The organism is Desulfotignum phosphitoxidans DSM 13687, assembly GCF_000350545.1.
Taxonomy (GTDB): Bacteria; Desulfobacterota; Desulfobacteria; order Desulfobacterales; family Desulfobacteraceae; genus Desulfotignum; species Desulfotignum phosphitoxidans.
Genome location: NZ_APJX01000004.1, coordinates 390,059 through 407,979 on the forward strand (window position 1 = coordinate 390,059; position 17,921 = coordinate 407,979).

The 17,921-nt window shown below is 46.1% G+C and carries 15 protein-coding genes; 2 read left to right on the forward strand and 13 right to left on the reverse strand.

Features of this window, described 5'->3' with window-relative positions:
- Positions 1-54 precede the first annotated feature (54 nt).
- The 13 genes from DPO_RS11480 to DPO_RS11540 form a co-directional block, all read right to left on the reverse strand.
- The gene (locus tag DPO_RS11480) at positions 55-1,392 is read right to left on the reverse strand and encodes an MmgE/PrpD family protein (RefSeq protein ID WP_006966086.1); all 1,338 of its coding nucleotides are present in this window, start codon (positions 1,390-1,392) and stop codon (positions 55-57) included.
- Between the two features lie 19 nt (positions 1,393-1,411).
- The gene (locus tag DPO_RS11485; protein ID WP_006966087.1) at positions 1,412-3,379 is read right to left on the reverse strand and encodes a heterodisulfide reductase-related iron-sulfur binding cluster; all 1,968 of its coding nucleotides are present in this window, start codon (positions 3,377-3,379) and stop codon (positions 1,412-1,414) included.
- The gene (locus DPO_RS11490) at positions 3,380-4,267 is read right to left on the reverse strand and encodes an electron transfer flavoprotein subunit alpha/FixB family protein (RefSeq protein ID WP_006966088.1); all 888 of its coding nucleotides are present in this window, start codon (positions 4,265-4,267) and stop codon (positions 3,380-3,382) included.
- On the reverse strand, positions 4,264-5,019 hold the full coding sequence (locus tag DPO_RS11495; RefSeq protein WP_006966089.1) for an adenine nucleotide alpha hydrolase family protein: 756 nt from the start codon (positions 5,017-5,019) through the stop codon (positions 4,264-4,266). The genes DPO_RS11490 and DPO_RS11495 overlap by 4 nt, the downstream gene beginning before the upstream one ends.
- 33 nt (positions 5,020-5,052) lie before the next feature.
- A complete protein-coding gene (locus tag DPO_RS11500; RefSeq protein WP_236609949.1) occupies positions 5,053-5,892 on the reverse strand; it encodes an enoyl-CoA hydratase/isomerase family protein in 840 nt (279 codons plus the stop codon).
- Entirely contained in the window at positions 5,873-7,099 is a 1,227-nt protein-coding gene (locus DPO_RS11505; protein ID WP_006966091.1) for an acyl-CoA dehydrogenase family protein, read from the reverse strand. The genes DPO_RS11500 and DPO_RS11505 overlap by 20 nt, the downstream gene beginning before the upstream one ends.
- A gap of 40 nt (positions 7,100-7,139) precedes the next feature.
- Positions 7,140-8,366, reverse strand: a complete 1,227-nt coding sequence (locus DPO_RS11510; protein WP_006966092.1) for a CaiB/BaiF CoA transferase family protein — start codon at positions 8,364-8,366, stop codon at positions 7,140-7,142.
- The gene (locus DPO_RS11515; protein ID WP_006966094.1) at positions 8,359-9,600 is read right to left on the reverse strand and encodes a CaiB/BaiF CoA transferase family protein; all 1,242 of its coding nucleotides are present in this window, start codon (positions 9,598-9,600) and stop codon (positions 8,359-8,361) included. Before DPO_RS11515 ends, DPO_RS11510 begins: the two co-directional genes overlap by 8 nt.
- An 89-nt stretch (positions 9,601-9,689) precedes the next feature.
- Positions 9,690-10,436 (reverse strand): SDR family NAD(P)-dependent oxidoreductase, encoded by a 747-nt coding sequence (locus tag DPO_RS11520; protein WP_006966096.1) that lies wholly within the window; start codon positions 10,434-10,436, stop codon positions 9,690-9,692.
- A 41-nt stretch (positions 10,437-10,477) separates the two neighbouring features.
- Positions 10,478-11,227: an SDR family NAD(P)-dependent oxidoreductase gene (locus DPO_RS11525; RefSeq protein WP_006966097.1), complete on the reverse strand. Its 750-nt coding sequence runs from the start codon at positions 11,225-11,227 to the stop codon at positions 10,478-10,480.
- A 58-nt stretch (positions 11,228-11,285) separates the two neighbouring features.
- Positions 11,286-12,455 (reverse strand): thiolase family protein, encoded by a 1,170-nt coding sequence (locus DPO_RS11530; RefSeq protein ID WP_006966098.1) that lies wholly within the window; start codon positions 12,453-12,455, stop codon positions 11,286-11,288.
- Positions 12,456-12,464: 9 nt separating this feature from the next.
- Positions 12,465-12,893, reverse strand: coding sequence for a Zn-ribbon domain-containing OB-fold protein (locus tag DPO_RS11535; RefSeq protein WP_006966099.1), 429 nt, complete (start codon positions 12,891-12,893; stop codon positions 12,465-12,467).
- 503 nt (positions 12,894-13,396) lie between these two features.
- Positions 13,397-14,644 (reverse strand): TetR/AcrR family transcriptional regulator, encoded by a 1,248-nt coding sequence (locus DPO_RS11540; RefSeq protein WP_006966101.1) that lies wholly within the window; start codon positions 14,642-14,644, stop codon positions 13,397-13,399.
- Between the two features lie 593 nt (positions 14,645-15,237).
- Between DPO_RS11540 and DPO_RS11550 the strand changes: the two genes are divergently transcribed.
- Both DPO_RS11550 and DPO_RS11555 read left to right on the forward strand, forming a co-directional pair.
- Complete coding sequence (locus DPO_RS11550; RefSeq protein WP_006966103.1) at positions 15,238-15,414, forward strand: benzylsuccinate synthase gamma subunit family protein; 177 nt, start codon at positions 15,238-15,240, stop codon at positions 15,412-15,414.
- Positions 15,415-15,474: 60 nt separating this feature from the next.
- Entirely contained in the window at positions 15,475-17,904 is a 2,430-nt protein-coding gene (locus tag DPO_RS11555) for a benzylsuccinate synthase subunit alpha (RefSeq protein WP_006966105.1), read from the forward strand.
- The last annotated feature ends 17 nt before the right edge of the window (positions 17,905-17,921 follow it).

Sequence of the window (17,921 nt, forward strand, 5' to 3'; positions counted from 1 at the left end):
TCATATTCGAGTTCCATTTTTTTGTGCCAGTACCGTAAAATTTAATCAACAATCTTACGCAGGGTGACATAATTGTATAATTGCACTAACATCCTGGATATCGGACAGATGTCTAACAGATTCAACAATTTTTTCTGCATTTTCTAGATCAACAACCGGTAGAGCCAAATCCATAAATTTGTTTTTCATTTCTAAAAATGTCAGGGGATCTGAAGCAGAGCCTTTGGATTCCCGTATAAATATTTCCAGAATCCTGTTCTGTTGGGTAATCACTTTGATGATGGTTTCGAATTTTTTCAGACCCGGATTGAGTAAAACATTAACTTTTTCGCGAAAACGGATAATTTCGGGATCATGAATCCATTCATGGGTAAACATACCCGGAGTGACTCGACCTTTAACAAAAGCCAGGGCCGCACATTGATAAACACTGAACTTACCTTCCAGCACTCTTCTCGGATGTTTGATGTTGACAACACTGAAAGGAAGTTGTCCGAATTCGATCTGAATACTTTTGACATCCGCAGCTGTTATTTTTTCCTTTGCCTTCATAGCTTCGATCGCTTGAATGGTGGAATGGGTAGCCAGGGCTGAAGCATAGGGTTTGAAAGCAATATCCGTAATATGGTATTTCCGGCCAAGATCCTTCAAGAGCCGGCTGGGATCGGCTTTGGGCGCAAACACATTTTTCAGGCCAAACTTTCCCTCGAAGATTTCGTTACTGCTGTCAAAATTCCGCTTTGCCAAAGCAACAGAAAGAAGGCCATCCATGGCTGCTTTTCCGGCATGAAAGGGTTTACTCATGGTACCAAAAACCTCCCGTAGTCCGGAGACCTGGGTTCCGGCAATACCGAAGGCGTTAACGATCTGGTCCTGTGAAAGCCCCATGAGTTTGGATGCTGCCGCAGTGGCACTGAACCGACCAATCGTTGCAGTGGCGTGCCACCCATAATCGTAATGAGCAGTTCCGGCCGCCGCCCCAATTCGGGCTCCCACCTCAAAACCGATAACAAAGGCCGTGATCAGATCCCGGCCCGATGATTTCATATATTCCCCGACAGCCATAACTGCTGGCGCCAGACAAACACTGGGATGTGTTCCTGAATTCTTGTGGGTATCATCAAAATCCAAGGCATGGGACAAGGTACCATTGACCAGAGCAGCAAAAATCAGATTGGTTTTGATCCCTTTTCCAAGGATGGTGGCATGAGGATTACCCCCGACAATATCAACGAAGTCCATCAAAATGTCACTGATCGGCTCCCGTGACCCGCCCAAGGTTACCCCTATCCAGTCCAGAAGGCATAACCGGGCGTATCGATGAACGTCACGAGGAATATCCTCGTACTTGGTCTCATCAATGTATTGGGCAAATCGCTTTGTAACGGTCATGACACTTCCTTGATATCCATCAAACCATTGATGCAGCAACTATTTCCGCTATATCAAAAATTTTTGTTTCCTCCGTATGTTTTTTCAGGCCATCAGTCAGCATCAGCAGGCAGAAAGGACAAGCCACTGCTATGGTATCAGCATTTGTTTCCATGGCTTCTCCAGCTCTCTGCTGATTGATCCGGGAACCCAGTTCTTCAGCCCAGTAATTTCCTCCACCGCCACCGCAGCAAAAGCTTTCGTTCCGGTGCCGGGGCATTTCAACCAGCCCCCCCACTCCGGCGATGACGGTTCTGGGATCATCGTAAATCCCATTCCGCCTGCCCAGGTAACATGGATCATGATAAGTGATCAGCTGATCTTTTCGGACCAGGTTCAATTTTTTCTCGTCCATGAGGATTTTGATGAAAGAGCCGTGGGGAATGATTTCATATTCGCCGCCCAGTTTGGGATAATGGCGGGAAAAACTGTTAAAGCAGTGCGGGCACAGGGTGATGATTTTTTTAATCCCCAAAGCAGAAAAATCCTCGATATTCTGCTGCGCGATTTCCGCAAACAGGAATTCATTGCCCATCTGCTTGGCAGGATCTCCGGTACACCGGGATTCCTCAAGAATGCCGAAGGAAGTCCCTGCCTTCTGTAAAATTCGCACCATGGCCCTCCCGATTTTCTGAGCCCGCTGCTCATAGGCGACCGAGCAGCCGATCCAGAGCAGATATTCTGTCTGGCCGGGCTCAAAGATCGGCACATCCAAGTCCTTGCGCCACTCGGCGGCACCCGAACCCGTTCCGAAGAACGGATGAGCGCGCTGCTCAAGGCTGGCCACGGCCTTTCCCATAAGTTCCGGAATCCGGCTCTGCTCCATGACCAGATTTTGTCGGAACCGCATAATGGTTTTAGGCTGGTTGATGCTGACGGGACAGGCTTCCATGCAGGCCGCACAGGTAGTGCAGTTAAAAATCGCATCCATGGAAATACCCTCAATCAGCGATTCATCCAGTTTACCTGAGGCGAGCCGGTCCGCCAGGGTTACTATCACGCCCTTGGGAGACAGGGGTTTGTCCGTGTTATAGGCGGGACAGACTTCCTGGCAACGCCCGCACCACAGGCAGCTGGAAAAATCCAGGAACCGTTTGCGTGTAAAATCAGCCAATTTGTTTGCGCCCAGGGCCGGCAGTTCCTCTGCATCCTCATTTTCAAACGCGGAGAAATCCATGACCCCCATTTTCACGTTCGGTGCCGGATCGGCAAACCCCACATTCACCGGAGCAAGAACTATGTGTACCAGGGGAGAATACGGAATATAGGCCACAAAGCCCAGAGACAGAAGGCCGTGTACCCACCAGGTGACCGCGTGGATTTCAAGGGCAAGGGCCGGACTGATCAGGTTTGATGCCAAAAAATTGCCCACGAACGCGCCAGCCTCCAGGGAGCCGGCAGCAGCAGCTATTCTTGCGCCCTCCGTGACAAATCCGGTGATAAGAATCAGGCCAAGAAGTCCGCTGACCGGCACAAACCCTTTTCTGGCCTCGGGCAATCTGAGGCGGACCGGCGGAATCATCCGCCGAACCAGAAAAAAAACAATCCCGACCAGGGTCAGAAAGCCTGCCAGGTCAAGCATGAACGACATGAACCAGCGATTGAATCCACCGCTGAACACCGGAAGCCCGAACAAAATGTTCAGAATTACCAGGTTTGTTCCGATAAAAAGAATAACCATCCCCCAGAACACAAACCCATGGGCAATGCCCGAGGCTGGCTTCCGGTAAAGCCGGGCATTCAGGATACCCCGTACCAGAAAGGCCTTCAAGCGAAAGGTGCCGATTCCCTGAATCATATTGCCGATCGAGGGGATCACCCGCATTTTGCCCTGTTTGATCAACAGCCATTGCCGGTAAAGACCATAAAAAAAAACAATGGCTACCGGAATTGCCAATAGATCAATGATGATACCATAATCAATATTCCAATAGGGGATGCGGGGCATTTATCTGTTCTCCTTGATCGCCTGAGTCAGTTGAGGGATAATTTTCTGATAATCACAAACCAGTCCAAACCGCGCTCTGTTGAAAATATTGGCTTCCTCATCCTTGTTAATCGCCACGACACATTTTGAATTGGCAATTCCAGCCAGATGCTGACTGGCCCCGGACACTCCCACGGCAAAATACACACTGGGGGCCACAATTTTGCCTGTCTGACCGATCTGGCGGGTGGGAGAGGCCCATCCTTCATCTACAGCCCCCCTCGATGCACCCACTGCACCATTCAGTTGATCAGCCAGAGTTTGAAGCAGGGAAAAATTATCTGCATTACCAATACCTCTGCCCCCGGACACAACCACTGGAGCATCTTCAAGAGGAACACCATCGGTCTGTTCGTTTTTTTCGCTGATTAACTGGACTTTTTCCGATTCTGTATTCAATGGGATAGATGAAGTGTGGCCTTCCAAAACTTCGGGCTCAAAATATTTACGCCGAATGGTCAAAACAACTGGAGTTGATTCTATTTTCTGCTTGATTATGGCTTTCCCGCCATAAATGGGCCGCTCAATTACCATGTCTGAATGAATGGCTGTCACTTCTGTCACAACCGGGGCTGACAGTGCCGCACTCAGAGGGCCTGCCAATCCCGTACCCAACGTTGAGACACTCAAGAGAATCACTTCGTAATTTTCCAGCTTGGCTAGCTGAACAATGCTTGGCACCAGATTGGGTGGAAGCGTCTGGCTGGATTGCCAGGCTTTGCCGTAATTGCCGGGGATATCTCCCTCACCCAAGGCAATGATATCAGGAAGTTCGCAGAAATATCGGCTCACTGTTTTGAGTTCGCCGATTTTTTTCAAATCGATATTTTCAATGATCAGCGTTTTCATAGATATCTCTCCTCATTCAACCGATTTAACAATATTCTGACAGCCTGCCCCGGGTCTTCCACATCAATGAACTCGCAAACACACTCAATCTTAGGAATGGCCACTTCCAGTTCATTTAACGCCATTTTTTTCTGATCCGTGGACTCAAGTTTGATAACCGGTTTTTTCTTGGCTGCAAAAATAGCCCGCACAGCAGGGATTCGGGGCACATTCTCAGGAATACTGGTGATAGACAAAACACCTGGTCCACTGAACTCCAATTCACGTTTTCCCTGGGCTGTAATCTGAGTCACGGTCCAAGAACCGTTCTCATGATCAACATCGCCGATCTGGGGAATGAAAGGAACTCCTAGCATCTGGGCCAGTATCCCTGGAACAACCCCTCGGTCCATATCTGCAGATTGCTGTCCCGCAAGCACCAGATCCACGTTATCTATACTCTGGAGGGCAGCCATGAGGTTCCCGGCAATAACCGCGGCATCATCGGATGTCCCTTTCACCAGAATTAACTGATCAGCGCCCATGGCTGCACCTTTTCTCAAAAACTGTATATCGTTCTCGCTGCCATAGGAAATGAGGGTCAATGACCCCGAAGTTTTTTCCTTGATCTGGATGGCGGTTTCTATGGCATTTTCATCGTACAGTCCGAGCATCCGTGAAAACCTTTCGTGGGCCCGGTTATTTGACAACTCAAAATCCATGGACGGAACCAAATAATCCGGGACAACTTTTGCTAATACCGCAATGTGCATGTCTTTTCCTCCACTGTTTTTAATGAATTGACATTACCGTCCCTTCCATTGGGGCGCTCTTTTTTCTGCAAATGCCGTAAATCCCTCTTTCCTGTCCTCAGTATCTCTCAAGACTCCCCATAACAAGTGAGAAAAGGCAATCCCCTGTTCCAGCGGCATATCAAGCCCCATGACTGCGGCCTGTTTGGCAGCCTTCACACTCAAGGGTGCATTGCCGGCAATTTTCCGGGCCATGTTTCTGGCCAGAGTCATCAATTCCTGAGGTTCGACCACATCACTGATCAGACCAACCCTGTGAGCCTCTTTGGCATCTATCATCTCTCCTGTCAACAGCATTTTCATGGCCACAGCCTGAGGAATGGCACGTGGAATGCACTGAGTTCCATTCAATCCGGCCAGGCTGGCTACCTTGACTTCAGTCAGCCCGAATTTGGCATTGGTGCTGGCGATTCTGAGATCACAAGCAAGGGCCATTTCCAGTCCTCCACCAATGGCATAGCCATTTATGGCACAGATAATGGGCTTCCACATTTTCATATGAGGAATGATAGGTTGGCCTTCCCTGAGCCAGATGGAAGCCATGCATTCCTGGGGTGGCGGAGTTTTTTTCATATCGGTCCCTGTACAAAATGATTTTTCTCCGGCACCAGTCAAAACGGTTACACGAATATTATCGTCTTTAGCCACTTCAGCCCAGACTTCCGCCAGTCGTGTGACGGATTCCGGATCTAAGGAATTCATTGCTTTCGGCCGATTCAACGTAACATAGGCCACATGATCTTCTTTAGAAAATTCTACACCCATTAGGTCTGCTCCTTTACGATAGAGATTGTCATCACCTGTTATTTTGATGTTAGTCTGATACCACGACAAAGGGATTATAAGGCTTTTTCTCTTTCAAAAGCTGCCTTGCAATCGTCCAGCGATGAATTTCATTGGGCCCTTCCAGTATCCGCCAGATTCTGACCATTCGTGCCACATACTCAATTCCCAGTTCCTTGGACAGCCCTACCCCGCCATGAAGCTGTATTGCCCTATCCGCAACTTTGGAAAGCATTTCTGTAGCAGTCACCTTGATGCTCGACCCTTCACTTCTCAGGTCAGTTATGCCCTGATCTGATTTCCACGCGGCGTAATACAGCCTGAGTCTTACCGCCTCGAGCTCCATGGTTGAATCCGCAATCCAGTTCTGCACGGTCTGACGTTCCGCTAGGGGTTTGCCAAAAGTTGTCCGGGTTGTCGCCTGATCTATCATCATTTGAATAATCCGTTCAGCCATTCCAGTACATCGAGCTGCCAACTCTATTCGGCGTACCCCGAATCGATTCTGGAGAGGGATAAAGGCTTTTCCCACATCACCCAGAACCGCGTTGTCACCCACTTCGACATCGTTCAAAATCAATTCCCAGGTCGGCATGGCCCCGATCACTGGAATTTCTTTTCCCACCTTAACCCCAGGCATGTCTTTATCAATGAGAAATGCAGTGAATCTGTCTTTGGTCGGTGCATTCTTGTCCGTCAAGGCGATCAGGATAAAAAAAACATTATCCTTGTCACACTTACTGATAAAAGTCTTGGTCCCGTTGATCACCCATTTATCACCTTTACGAACCGCCATTGTTTTCAATCCACTCACATCAGATCCGGCATCCGGTTCCGTTACTGCCATCGCTGAATCCAGCTCATGGTTGCAGTAAGGAATAAAATATTTGTCCCGCTGATCATCCACGCAGCATGCATGCAGATAATATAGATTCGGTGCATCCGGAGGCAGCATAAATCCATGGGGTGAAAAACCCACATAACTTTTACACATTTCTTCCATGATCAAGGTTTTGGCGAGCATCCCAAGTCCCTGGCCCCCGAATTTTTCCTCAACCTCAATACCCCAGAACCCCAGCTCCTTAGTAATGGCATACAGCCGGTCTGAATCTTCTTTTGGGATCAGGGGACCAGGCTCGGTCCAGAGCCTCATATCCCGCTCAAGCAACGTCTTTTCCAGAGGCATGAGCTCGCGTTTGACAAATTCTCTCATGGCTTCTTTAAGCATCATATATTCTTCAGATATACCAAAATCCATAATTCCACTCTTCTTTTTTATGTATAGTTGTCTTTTTCAATTATACCAGCACATCCGCCGCTTTCAACGATTCCAATTCCTTTTCCGAATAACCTAGAAAATCAGTCAAGACCTCGTCAGTATGCTCTCCCAGTAGCGGGGCGGCCTTTTCCATGACGATCGGAGTTTCTGAAAATACAATGGGGGCACGGTTGTACAAAGTCATGCCCGCCACTGGATGATCCAGATAAGACCAGAATTCACGTTCAATCAGATGCTCATCTTCTATGGCTGCCCTAGCATCATTGACAAGGCCAGCTTTCACACCTTCTTCCAGCAGTTGTTTCATGAGTTTTGAGGCATATTGATGTTTTGTCCATGCCTCGACATGCTCGTTCAGTTCCGCTTCGTTCGCCTTTCTTGCAGCGAAAGTGGCAAATTTCTCATCCTTTGCCCAGTCTGGATAGCCCATGACTTTCTGAAGGGCAGCCCATTCCTCTTCGGAAAACACCGCTATAGCCAACCATTTTCTGTATCCAAGGGTGGTATAAACCCCGTGAGGAGAAGCATTGGGATCTCCATATCCCAAAGGCCCCATAATCTCACCATTTGCTGCATAAACCATACTGTCAATAGGCTTCATGGCAATGGCGCTCTCAAGCTGGGAAATTTCAACCGTCTGCCCCAAGCCGGTTCTTTCACGCTGAAGCAAGGCCGCCATAATGCCAAACAAGGTATGAGTCGGAACCATAACATGATCCGTATAATTGGTTCCTGTACCAAACGGACTTTTACCCGGCATAGCGGCTTGAGCCGTCAATCCGCACAAAGCGTTCAGATTAACACCGAAGCCCATGAATGATTTGTGGGGGCCGTCGGTGCCCTGCAGGCTCATGGTTACATAGATAATCCGAGGATTAATTTTTTTGACGTCTTCCCAGCCCAGGTTCCATTTTTCCATTTGTCCGACCCGAAAATTATTGATAATGATATCACTTTTTTCAATCAGGCGGATGGCTACCTCACGGGCCATGGGCTGACGCATGTTCAAGGCAATGCATTTTTTGTTAGGATTACGGTTTGCAAAATATCCGCTTCGCTCCAGTCCGTCGGCAATCCCGTCCTTGAAGGGTCCGCCTTTTCTTAATATATCAGGCCTTTTCTGACTCTCTATCTTGATAACTTCAGCACCGCACTGGCCCAGGACATTGGTTGTGATAGGACCCGCGCCGACCCAGGAAAAATCACATACAACCAACCCCTCCAATGCTTTTTCAAAATTAGACATGAACAATTCCCTCCTTTGAAAAAACAGCAATTTCTTCTTTTCTGTAATCAAGTGATTCGAGTATTTGAGTCGTATGTTCACCAAATCTGGGGGCTGGAAATCCGAATCTCCAATCCAACTCACCAAATTCATAGGGTGCCCCGGGAAAGGTGATTTCACCATCAAGATTTTTATGTTCAATGGTCTGCCAAAAATTGCGATGCTTTAACTGAGGATTTTCAAGGAGATCTTTGCCATTGCTCACCGGCGACAAGGCAATACGGTTGGCCTGTCCTCTTTCGTACAGGGTCATTTTATCAAGTTGCATTGTGAAACGATGAAAAATCCTGCAAAAGGTTTCATACCCCTCAGCTGACCGCCTGTAAGAAGGTTCGATCCATCGAGGATCTTCAAAAACTTGCCATTCTTCCACATTCTCGGACTTCATCCATTTGACAAAAGGTTCCCACATAATCTTGTTCTTTCCCATGATCGCAACGATGGCGATATAACCATCCTTACACGGATGAACGGTGGCTGAACCAGCTTCTTTTCCTCTTCCCCGGCGGATGCTGCCTTCCAAATCCCAGTATTGAGCTGCATTCTCAAGGGCCATGCCTACTGCCTCCATAGCAGAAACATCTACAAATTGCCCCTTCCCTGTTCTCTTGGCATATAAGAATGCAATTGAGCTGCCCACTGCGGCATAAGATTCAGCCATCCGATAGGATTGGTCATCACAGGCTCTTACCGGTTTTTCATTCTCAATCCCGGCCAGGTACAGAAATCCGCCCATGGCCGAACATGTTAAATCGGATCCCGGATAATCCTTATAAGGCCCGACACTGCCGTATGGCGTGATGGAAGTCTGAACCAGCCTGGGGTTAACCTCTTTCAGATTATCATAGGAAAGACCTAAGGTATCAAGGTAGCCAGGAACACAGCTTTCCATGAAAATATCGATTTTAGAAATGAGCTTCAAAAAAATGTTCCGGCCTTCTTCTTTATGAAGGTCCAGTACCAGGCTTTTTTTATTCCCATTGTAATACAGGAATTGCAGGCTGGCTTCCATATTGTCTGCTTTCCCCCTATAAAATGGGCCTTTTCTCCGCAAAGGATCTCCAGTTATCGGCTCAAGGTGAATCACCTCCGCACCCAGGCCGGCATACAATTTTGAAGCATAAGGGCCCAATTCACCCGTGAAATCAAGCACTTTCACATCAGAAAGGGATCTATTCTTACGTACACCTTCCATTGCCTAACCTCCTTATTTTTATTCAGTTACAATCATTTTCAAACCGAATGCGGGTATCACCCACCTGATGGTAACACCATCACCTTTGATTAACCTGAAAACAGACTTCTTCCTCCACATACATACAGAACCTGGCCGGTGACATAAACTGTCTCATCGTCTGCCAGATACAGAACGGTATTGGCAATATCATCACCTTCGCCGATGCTGCCCGAAGGTTGTTTGGCAGAAAGAAAATCCCTCGTCTTTTCGGGCAGTTCATACCACATGGGAGTTTCAATAAGTCCCGGAGCAATACAATTGGAGGTAATGCCTTTTCTGCCCAGTTCAAGGGCAAGGGTCCTGGTCAAACCCACCAGACCGGCCTTTGCAGATGAATATGGTGCCTGCCCCGGCCCTCCCAGCCATGCCCGGGAAGCGATATTGATTATCCGTCCACGCTTTTGATCCACCATATAACCATGGACAGCCTGGCTACAAAGAAAAGGGCCTTTCAAATTGACGTTCAAAGTTAGGTCCCAATCCTGCTCAGATAGTTTTCTCAATGCACCGCCCCGCTCCAAACCGGCATTATTGACCAAAATATCGATGGAACCAAAGGAAGATATAGTTTCTTCCACCATCGATTCGACATCAGATTTACTTGAAATATCGGCTACAATACCGATTGCGTCGTAACCTTTATCCCGAAGTTCTTTCGCTGTCTGCTCGACCTTGTCTTCCACAACATCATTAATGACAATCCTGGCACCATGTTCAGCCAGTTTGAATGCAGTATCTCTGCCCATTCCACTGGCAGATCCTGTAATGATTGCAACTCTGTTTTCTACGCCCATTCTTTACCTCCACATAGTCCTGAAATTTATATAACAGCGCTTTAAATAGACATGGAAAAAGAAAGACTTTTCCCGCCGCAGACAAAAAAAGTCTGACCTGTTATAAATTTTGATGTATCTGCAGCAAAAAAGGTCACAGCCCCGGCGACATCCTCGGGTGTTCCCAGTTTCTGTACTGGAATTTTCGCAGCCATTTTTTCTTCTTGTTCTTGGGACATGTTTGATTTATGGATGGTACCTTTGACGACCCAGTTGACAGTAATTTTATCATTTGCGGTTTCAAGGGCAAGCGATCGGGTAAATCCCAGCATGGATGATTTTGCGGCGCTGTACACGGAAGTTTGAGGCAACCCCAGATATTCAATGCTTCCTATATTGACAATCCGACCGTAACTTTGCTTTCGCATAATCGGTATCACCTCCCGGCACAAAAAGAACGCAGGATCAATATTGTTTTTGGCCCCTTGGTACCAGCCCTGGGCTTTGGTTTCCACAATATCATTTTCCACAAAATAATCGGAATTATTGATCAGCACATCAATTTTTCCGTATTTTTCCATGATGACGCCGATGGCTTGCTTGACACCGGTACAATCTGCCGGATCGCCTGTGACTCCAAGTGCTTCAATTCCATCCTCCTTAAGTCTGGCAACGATGTCAGAAGTATTTTTTCCATCAATATCAAAAAGTGCCAGCTTGGCCCCCTTTGATGCTACCTTACGGGCGATGGCATAAGCGATATCATCCCCAACGGATTCGATAAGCACGACCCTGTCTTTAAATGATCCCATTTTAACGTCTCCTTTTTCTTTTTTTTCAATTCAATGTGAGGATGCTCAAGGCAGTATCCTACCAATCAGCTGTGATCATGTGCATTGTGCATGCTGCATGCTCCGTGCCTGACAAACCGCCCCCCGTTACGTGAGACATCGCAACCTTTGGAATGGGTTCAACCTGATATCCGTTGCATTCTCCCCGGAGTTGTTTAACATTGGCCGCTATCTGGGCTGCACCGGATGCGCCGATAGGGTGTCCATAGGACAGCATCCCGCCCCTGGGACTGACAACGCACTGTCCACCATAGGTAGCCTGGCCGTCTCTAAGAAATTTCAGCCCTTCACCTTTTCCGCACAGCTGCATGCATTCATAGTAAAGTAATTCCGCAATGGTAAAGGCATCGTGCAATTCTAGAATATCCACATCCTTAGGTCCTATTCCGGATTCCTCGTACAGCATTTCAGAGGTCATCTCCGTTATGTCGTCACCGGTAATATCCCTTGGCCGGTTATGATATGGACCCGAAGTTACCACGGAGCCCCTTACTTTGACTGGCTTTTCAATCCCCAGTTTCTTCATCATCTCTTTAGAGCAGACGACTACGGCTCCAGCCCCGTCGACAATGCCGCAACACTGATGCAGGGTCAAAGGATAGGCAATCATCCGGGAATCAATGATCTCTTCTATGGTATAATCCCCTCCAAAAGGTGCATGGGGATTGTTCTTTCCATGACGGCGGCTTTTCTGGGTGATCAGTGCTAAATCCTCAATGGTAGCGCCGGTCTCGTACATGTAACGAGTAGCCCGCATGGCATACTTACCGGTCATAACCCCGCCGTGAACTGTTTCAATATCGTTCATGGCCGGCATGAATGCCGTACCGCTCTTACGACGAAGGGTATGATTTTCTGCACCAACACCCATGGACAACTCTGTCAGTCCGTAGGCCACATCTTTGATAGCCAGATGCACCGCCATGGCGCCGGCAGAACAGGCACTTTCAACATTGATGATAGGAGTGGCGCCGCAGACACCAAGGTCCTTAAAAATTGTCTGACCAGTAACGATACCGTTGTGCGCATTGCCCACATAAGCACTGCCGATCATTCCCGGACTATCGATATTGGAAGTCTTAATCGCCTGGAATGCCGCGTTCCGTCCCAATTCATCATAATCCATCTTATGCTTGCCGAAAACTGTTTCTCCGACGCCTGCAATATATACATCTCTCTGTAATTTCATTTGAGTCTCCTAAGCTTTCTGGAACATGTAACTGGTGATCGGCAAGCCATCAGCATTCATTCTGATCTGGCCTGTTGTCAACTCAACTTCTTCATCGCATTTGAATGTATTAACCTCGCCTTTGAGCATGGCGAAAATTCTGACATTCTCAGGCAGATCAATATAACCACAAATATAGGGCGTTTCCAAACCCGGCTGACCGATATACAAATCGGAAAAGCTGTACAAAATTCCTTTTCTGGATAACGGCACCATTTCAAATTCTTCCCCCCAGCAGTTGGGGCATGGGGCTACTTTGGGGAAATCAAGTTGACCGCATTTTTTACATTTATACCCTTTCAGATAGGGAGGTTCGTTTTCCGGAACCGCTAATAAATCTGGATGATAAAATGTAATATCCGGTTCTTTTTCTTTTTTTACCTTTTTTTTCTCAGCCATGGAGCCTCCTCATAATGGTTGAATGAAAAACAATGTGCATTTATTTTTCAATATACTGAAATTAAAGACCAATTTAATTATTATAAATTTCATACTATTGATAGAAACTTATTTCTAATCATTATTGAGGAATATTCAATCACATGGTTTTGAGCGTGTCAAGCGCAAAAGATACATTTTTTTTTACGCAAAAGAAAAATAAATGATTTTTTTTGATAACCCTTTGAAAAAAATAGCTATTATTTGACACGCTGAAGAAGCTTTTTAGAAAAACACTTTATTTGCCTAAATAACGAAAGAGGCAAAGCCATCGTTTTTGAAAAATTAAATTGAATTTTCATCAAAATATCATTTTTGATGGCAGAATTATGTCTTGCAGGATGGTAGATATCAACTTTCACTAAAAACCCTGATAGAAACTAAATGCCCCTAATCGGGAATATAAACCACTTTCTTACAACCGACCTCAATGTTTCAACCGCGTTTGTTCAATTCAACACACCCTAACCATCGATAATTTTTTCAGATTTCGGAACTACGGCCCGGCAAAGGAGATTGGTAACGGAAGCCAGCTCCGACATCATTCGAATGGGCGAGACCCGTTCAAGCACAAACCAGCGGATACAAAGATGGGAAAAAGCACCCAAAAAAAGATTTCGGAACACTCTGTTACTCAAATCCTGGCGAAAAACACCGCAAGTTTTCCCCTCATCTAAAATATCATATAAAATCTCACTGGTGTCTAAAAAAGCGCCGAATGCTTCAGTATTGTAGAATCGCTTATTCAGCTTGATGTCACATAAAAAAATCATCAAAAAATCACTGTCTGATGAAAAAATCCGAAAATATTCCCAGACAAACGATCTAAGCTTCTCCAGGGGATCCTTTGACGCAAAAACCCCTTTCAATTGTAACTGATAAGACAAAAATTTATTCCTGGGGATGGAAAACAGCAACTCCTGCTTGTTTTTAAAATATTCGTATATTGTCCCTTCTGCAACCCCTGCATGCTCTGCTATCTCGAGCATAGTCGTTTTTCGATGACCTTTCCGGGCAAAAATTGACACAGCAGCTTCAGAAACCCTTTCAGCTTTACCATTTCTGTTATTTTTCACTGCGGCCGCGACCTCAAGATTCATAACAGGATTCATTCCATCTGTGTCAATCCCTATCATAGCCATGATCAGTGACATGATGGATTCAAAATCAGGAAGAGTTTCATCAATTTCCCTGTATGCCAGGCAACTCAACGATTCTTCATCCAAAAAACCAAAAATCATGTCCCTGGTAATATTTATCTCAAGATCTTCTCGAAAATATTTTTCCTTGACTCCTTTTTTCAATATATCCAGCATAACCCCAGCATATCGTTGAAGCGCCTTATATCCAGAATGGCTATAATAGTCTTTATTAGAACGGCATTCAAACAAAAGATTCTTCATCTTACGCGCATCACCGGAGCTAAAATCATTCTCGTACAAATGAAACCAGACCATCTTCCCAAGTTGAGATACCGGCCCCCAAAGGCCTTTGAAGTGAAACAAAAGCTCCTCATGAGACTTTTCAATCAGCTCCTCTATCGAAGAAAACAAAAGATCCTGTTTGTTTGTAAAGTAATGATATATTATTGAATCAACAACATCCGCCTTTTTTGCAATCTCAGAAATAGTGGCGTTTGCAAGCCCCTTTTCTGCAAATATTTCCTGAGCCGCCCGAAGGATGGCCTGTTTTTTTCCGTTTTTATTTTCCATTCAAATATGTTCTCCTATGTTCTCCCAGACTTTACTGATAACTCCAGCAAAACAACACGCTCTCAAACGTCAATCAATCACTCGAACCTCTAATGATATTTTGGATTATAGCAGACTTAGAATATTATTCAACCATTTTAGTTTTGAGCAATATTCAACAAATCATGAGTCGACACACCACAACACGCGCTGAGCAACACAACCAAGCCCACTGTCATCGCCAACCATAAAGCACCATTGAATATATATATTATTTTCTCTTTAAAATTCAAATTTTGTCGTTTCTTCAAAAAAAACATCTTGACAAGACCTTTTTTAATTGATTGAATAAAACTCAATAATTTAAAAATCAACATTGATATTCAAAGCTGAGCGGTTTAACATTCTGATCTTGTCATTGGTTCGATAAAGACGACTTGAGGAGGTAACGTTCATTCAAAAAATTTAAAAAAGCATTTTGTATCGCGTACATTGACATGTTTCCAAAAAGATCGCTATTCACTGGGAACATGACAAATACTGCAATCCGCCGAAGCGAGTTTTGCAATACGGTAATTTTTACACCAAAGAATCTTAAGCAAGGAGGATCAAAAATGCCCAAATGTGAAAAATGCACTTTTTTCTTTCCAATTCCTGAGAAGGATATGGATTTCGAACCTGGCAAAGGGGATTGCGTTGAACAGCAGCAGGATACAAAAGGCAAATTCTGGCTGTCCAAGCCGGTATCGGAAAACAGTGAGGCCTGTCAACGTTACAGGCCCAGAAACTGACCCCCATCTTCGTTGAATCAATCATTTAAGCATTAAAAATGCCAGACAGGAGGTACGATCATGCCGACAACAGAAAGAACCGCAAGACTTAAAAACCGATGCCGCTTCAAACATGTCGCAGGAGGAGAATATGTAGACCCTAGTGTAAAGGCCGGAGTGGAACGCGCCAGACTTATCACCCAGGCTCACAAAGAAAATATCGGAGAGCCCAACTGCATCCTCCGGGCCAGAGGACTTGAGAACATCCTTAAAAACATTACCATCCACATCCAGGACGAAGAGCTGATCGTAGGGGGCAATACGGAACATCCTGATTACTTTCCAATATATCCGGAACTTTCCTATTTTTCAACAGTGGATATGGTTGAAAGCCATTACTGCGAGCATAAGGAAGAAATGCGGGAAATCGCAGAATACTGGAGACCTTATACCATTCAGAGAAAAGCGGAAAAATATTTCACCCCTGAAGAAATTGGGGTCCTGTATTCCGCAACTATAGTCCAACCACCCATGTTTGTCACAGCCTTTTCCAGCATTGTGCCCAATTATGAATCCGTTATTGAAGATGGGCTGCTGAAAAGAATCGAAGTCGTTGAACAGAAAATTGCTGATGCTGAAACGGAAATACGCGAATCTCCCTGGAATGCGCCGAAGAAACTGCATTATCTGGACAAGATAGACCAGTGGCAGGCCATGCTCATTGCCATGAAAGCAGTGGTAGGATGGGCCCAAAGGCACGCCAGGCTGGCTAAAATTATCGCTGAAAATTTTTTGACCGATCCAAAACGAAAAGAAGAGCTGCTCGAAATTTCAGAGATCTGCCGACACGTCCCCGCCTATCCCGCCAGAGGCTTGAAAGATGCCATGCAATCCAAATGGTTCACTTTCCTTCTTTGTCACAGTATCGAACGTTACAGCAGCGGTTATGGGCACAAAGAAGACAAGCTTCTCTGGCCCTATTTTCAAAAGAGTGTGATTGACAAAACCGAGCAACCCATGACCCGAGAAGAGGCTGTTGAACTTTTCGAATGCGAAAGGCTCAAAGTTTCCGAACACGGCAGCACCAGGGGTAGACAACTCAGGGAGTTTTTCGCAGGTTCCAACGACCTGTTCATCCTCACCCTTGGCGGGATCAATCCGGATGGGTCAGATGCCAGCAATGACTGCACCAATGCCATTCTGGAGGCTGCAGAAAGTATCATCACCACAGAACCGTCCATTGGCTTCCGCTGGAATGAAAAAGGTAATGTGGAAACCAAAAAAAAGGTTTTTAACTGCATCAAAAAAGGATTTGGATTCCCCTCCATTAAAAATGATGAGATGAACACCCAGCAATTGATCAAATATTTCAATGTTCCTGAAGAGGTTGCCAGAGACTGGGCACTTGTGCTGTGCATGTCCCCTGGCATCACGGGACGGAGAGGCACACAGAAAACTCGCAGTGAAGGCGGATCAGACGTATATCCGGCAAAAGCTATGGAAATTGCCTTGACCAATGGGTTCGACGAATTTTTCACTAATATGCAATTGGGTCCCGAAACCGGAAATGCCGAAGATTTTGCCAGCTTTGGACAGGTCTGGGAGGCAGTGAAGTTACAGCTCAGGTATGCCATTGAACTCAGCCTGAGGTCCAAAGACGTAGGTCGTATCATGGAATCCAAATATCTTTGCTGTCCATTCATTTCAAGTATTGATGATGGATGCGTTGAAAAAGGAATGGATGGCAATGAACTGGCTGAAGTGGCCAACCCCTGGCACAACCTCATCGGCGGCAGTGTTGTCGTCGTTGACTCCATGGCAGCCATCAAAAAGCTGGTCTTTGACGAAAAAAAATATACCATGACGGAACTGATGGATGCGTTACGGAACAATTGGGAAGACAAAGAAGAAATGCGCCTTGATTTCTGGAACGCACCAAAATTCGGCAATGATAATCCCTATGTCGACGAGATTGCCACCAAGTATTATGACCTGGTGGCCGATGAATGGAAAAGAAACACCACCTATTCAGGCACTTTTCCATTACCGCTGGCCCAGTCTGTGGCGGGTTATATCGTCAATGGCCCCAAAACGGCCGCTACGGCCAACGGCAGGTATGCCGGCGAAGCCCTGGATGACGGCGGCATCTCTCCTTACATGGGTTGTGATAAAAACGGTCCCACCTCTGTACTCAAATCCGTGTCCAAGATCAACGCATCAAAACATAAGGGTATTCTGTTGAATCAGCGCTTATCAACGGTCCTCATGAACAGTGATGCCGGTTTCGATATCTGGCACGCCTACATGAAAACATGGCATGAACTGGACATTGATCATGTCCAGTTCAATGTAATTTCAACAGAGGATATGAAAGCCGCACAGATAGAACCTGAAAAACATACTGATATGCTGGTTCGGATCGCGGGCTACAGTGCAAAATTCATTGACCTTGCACGATATTCCCAGGATACGATTATGGCACGCACGGAACAGGATATTGCGGCTGGATAAGCTGAATTCTTGATTGT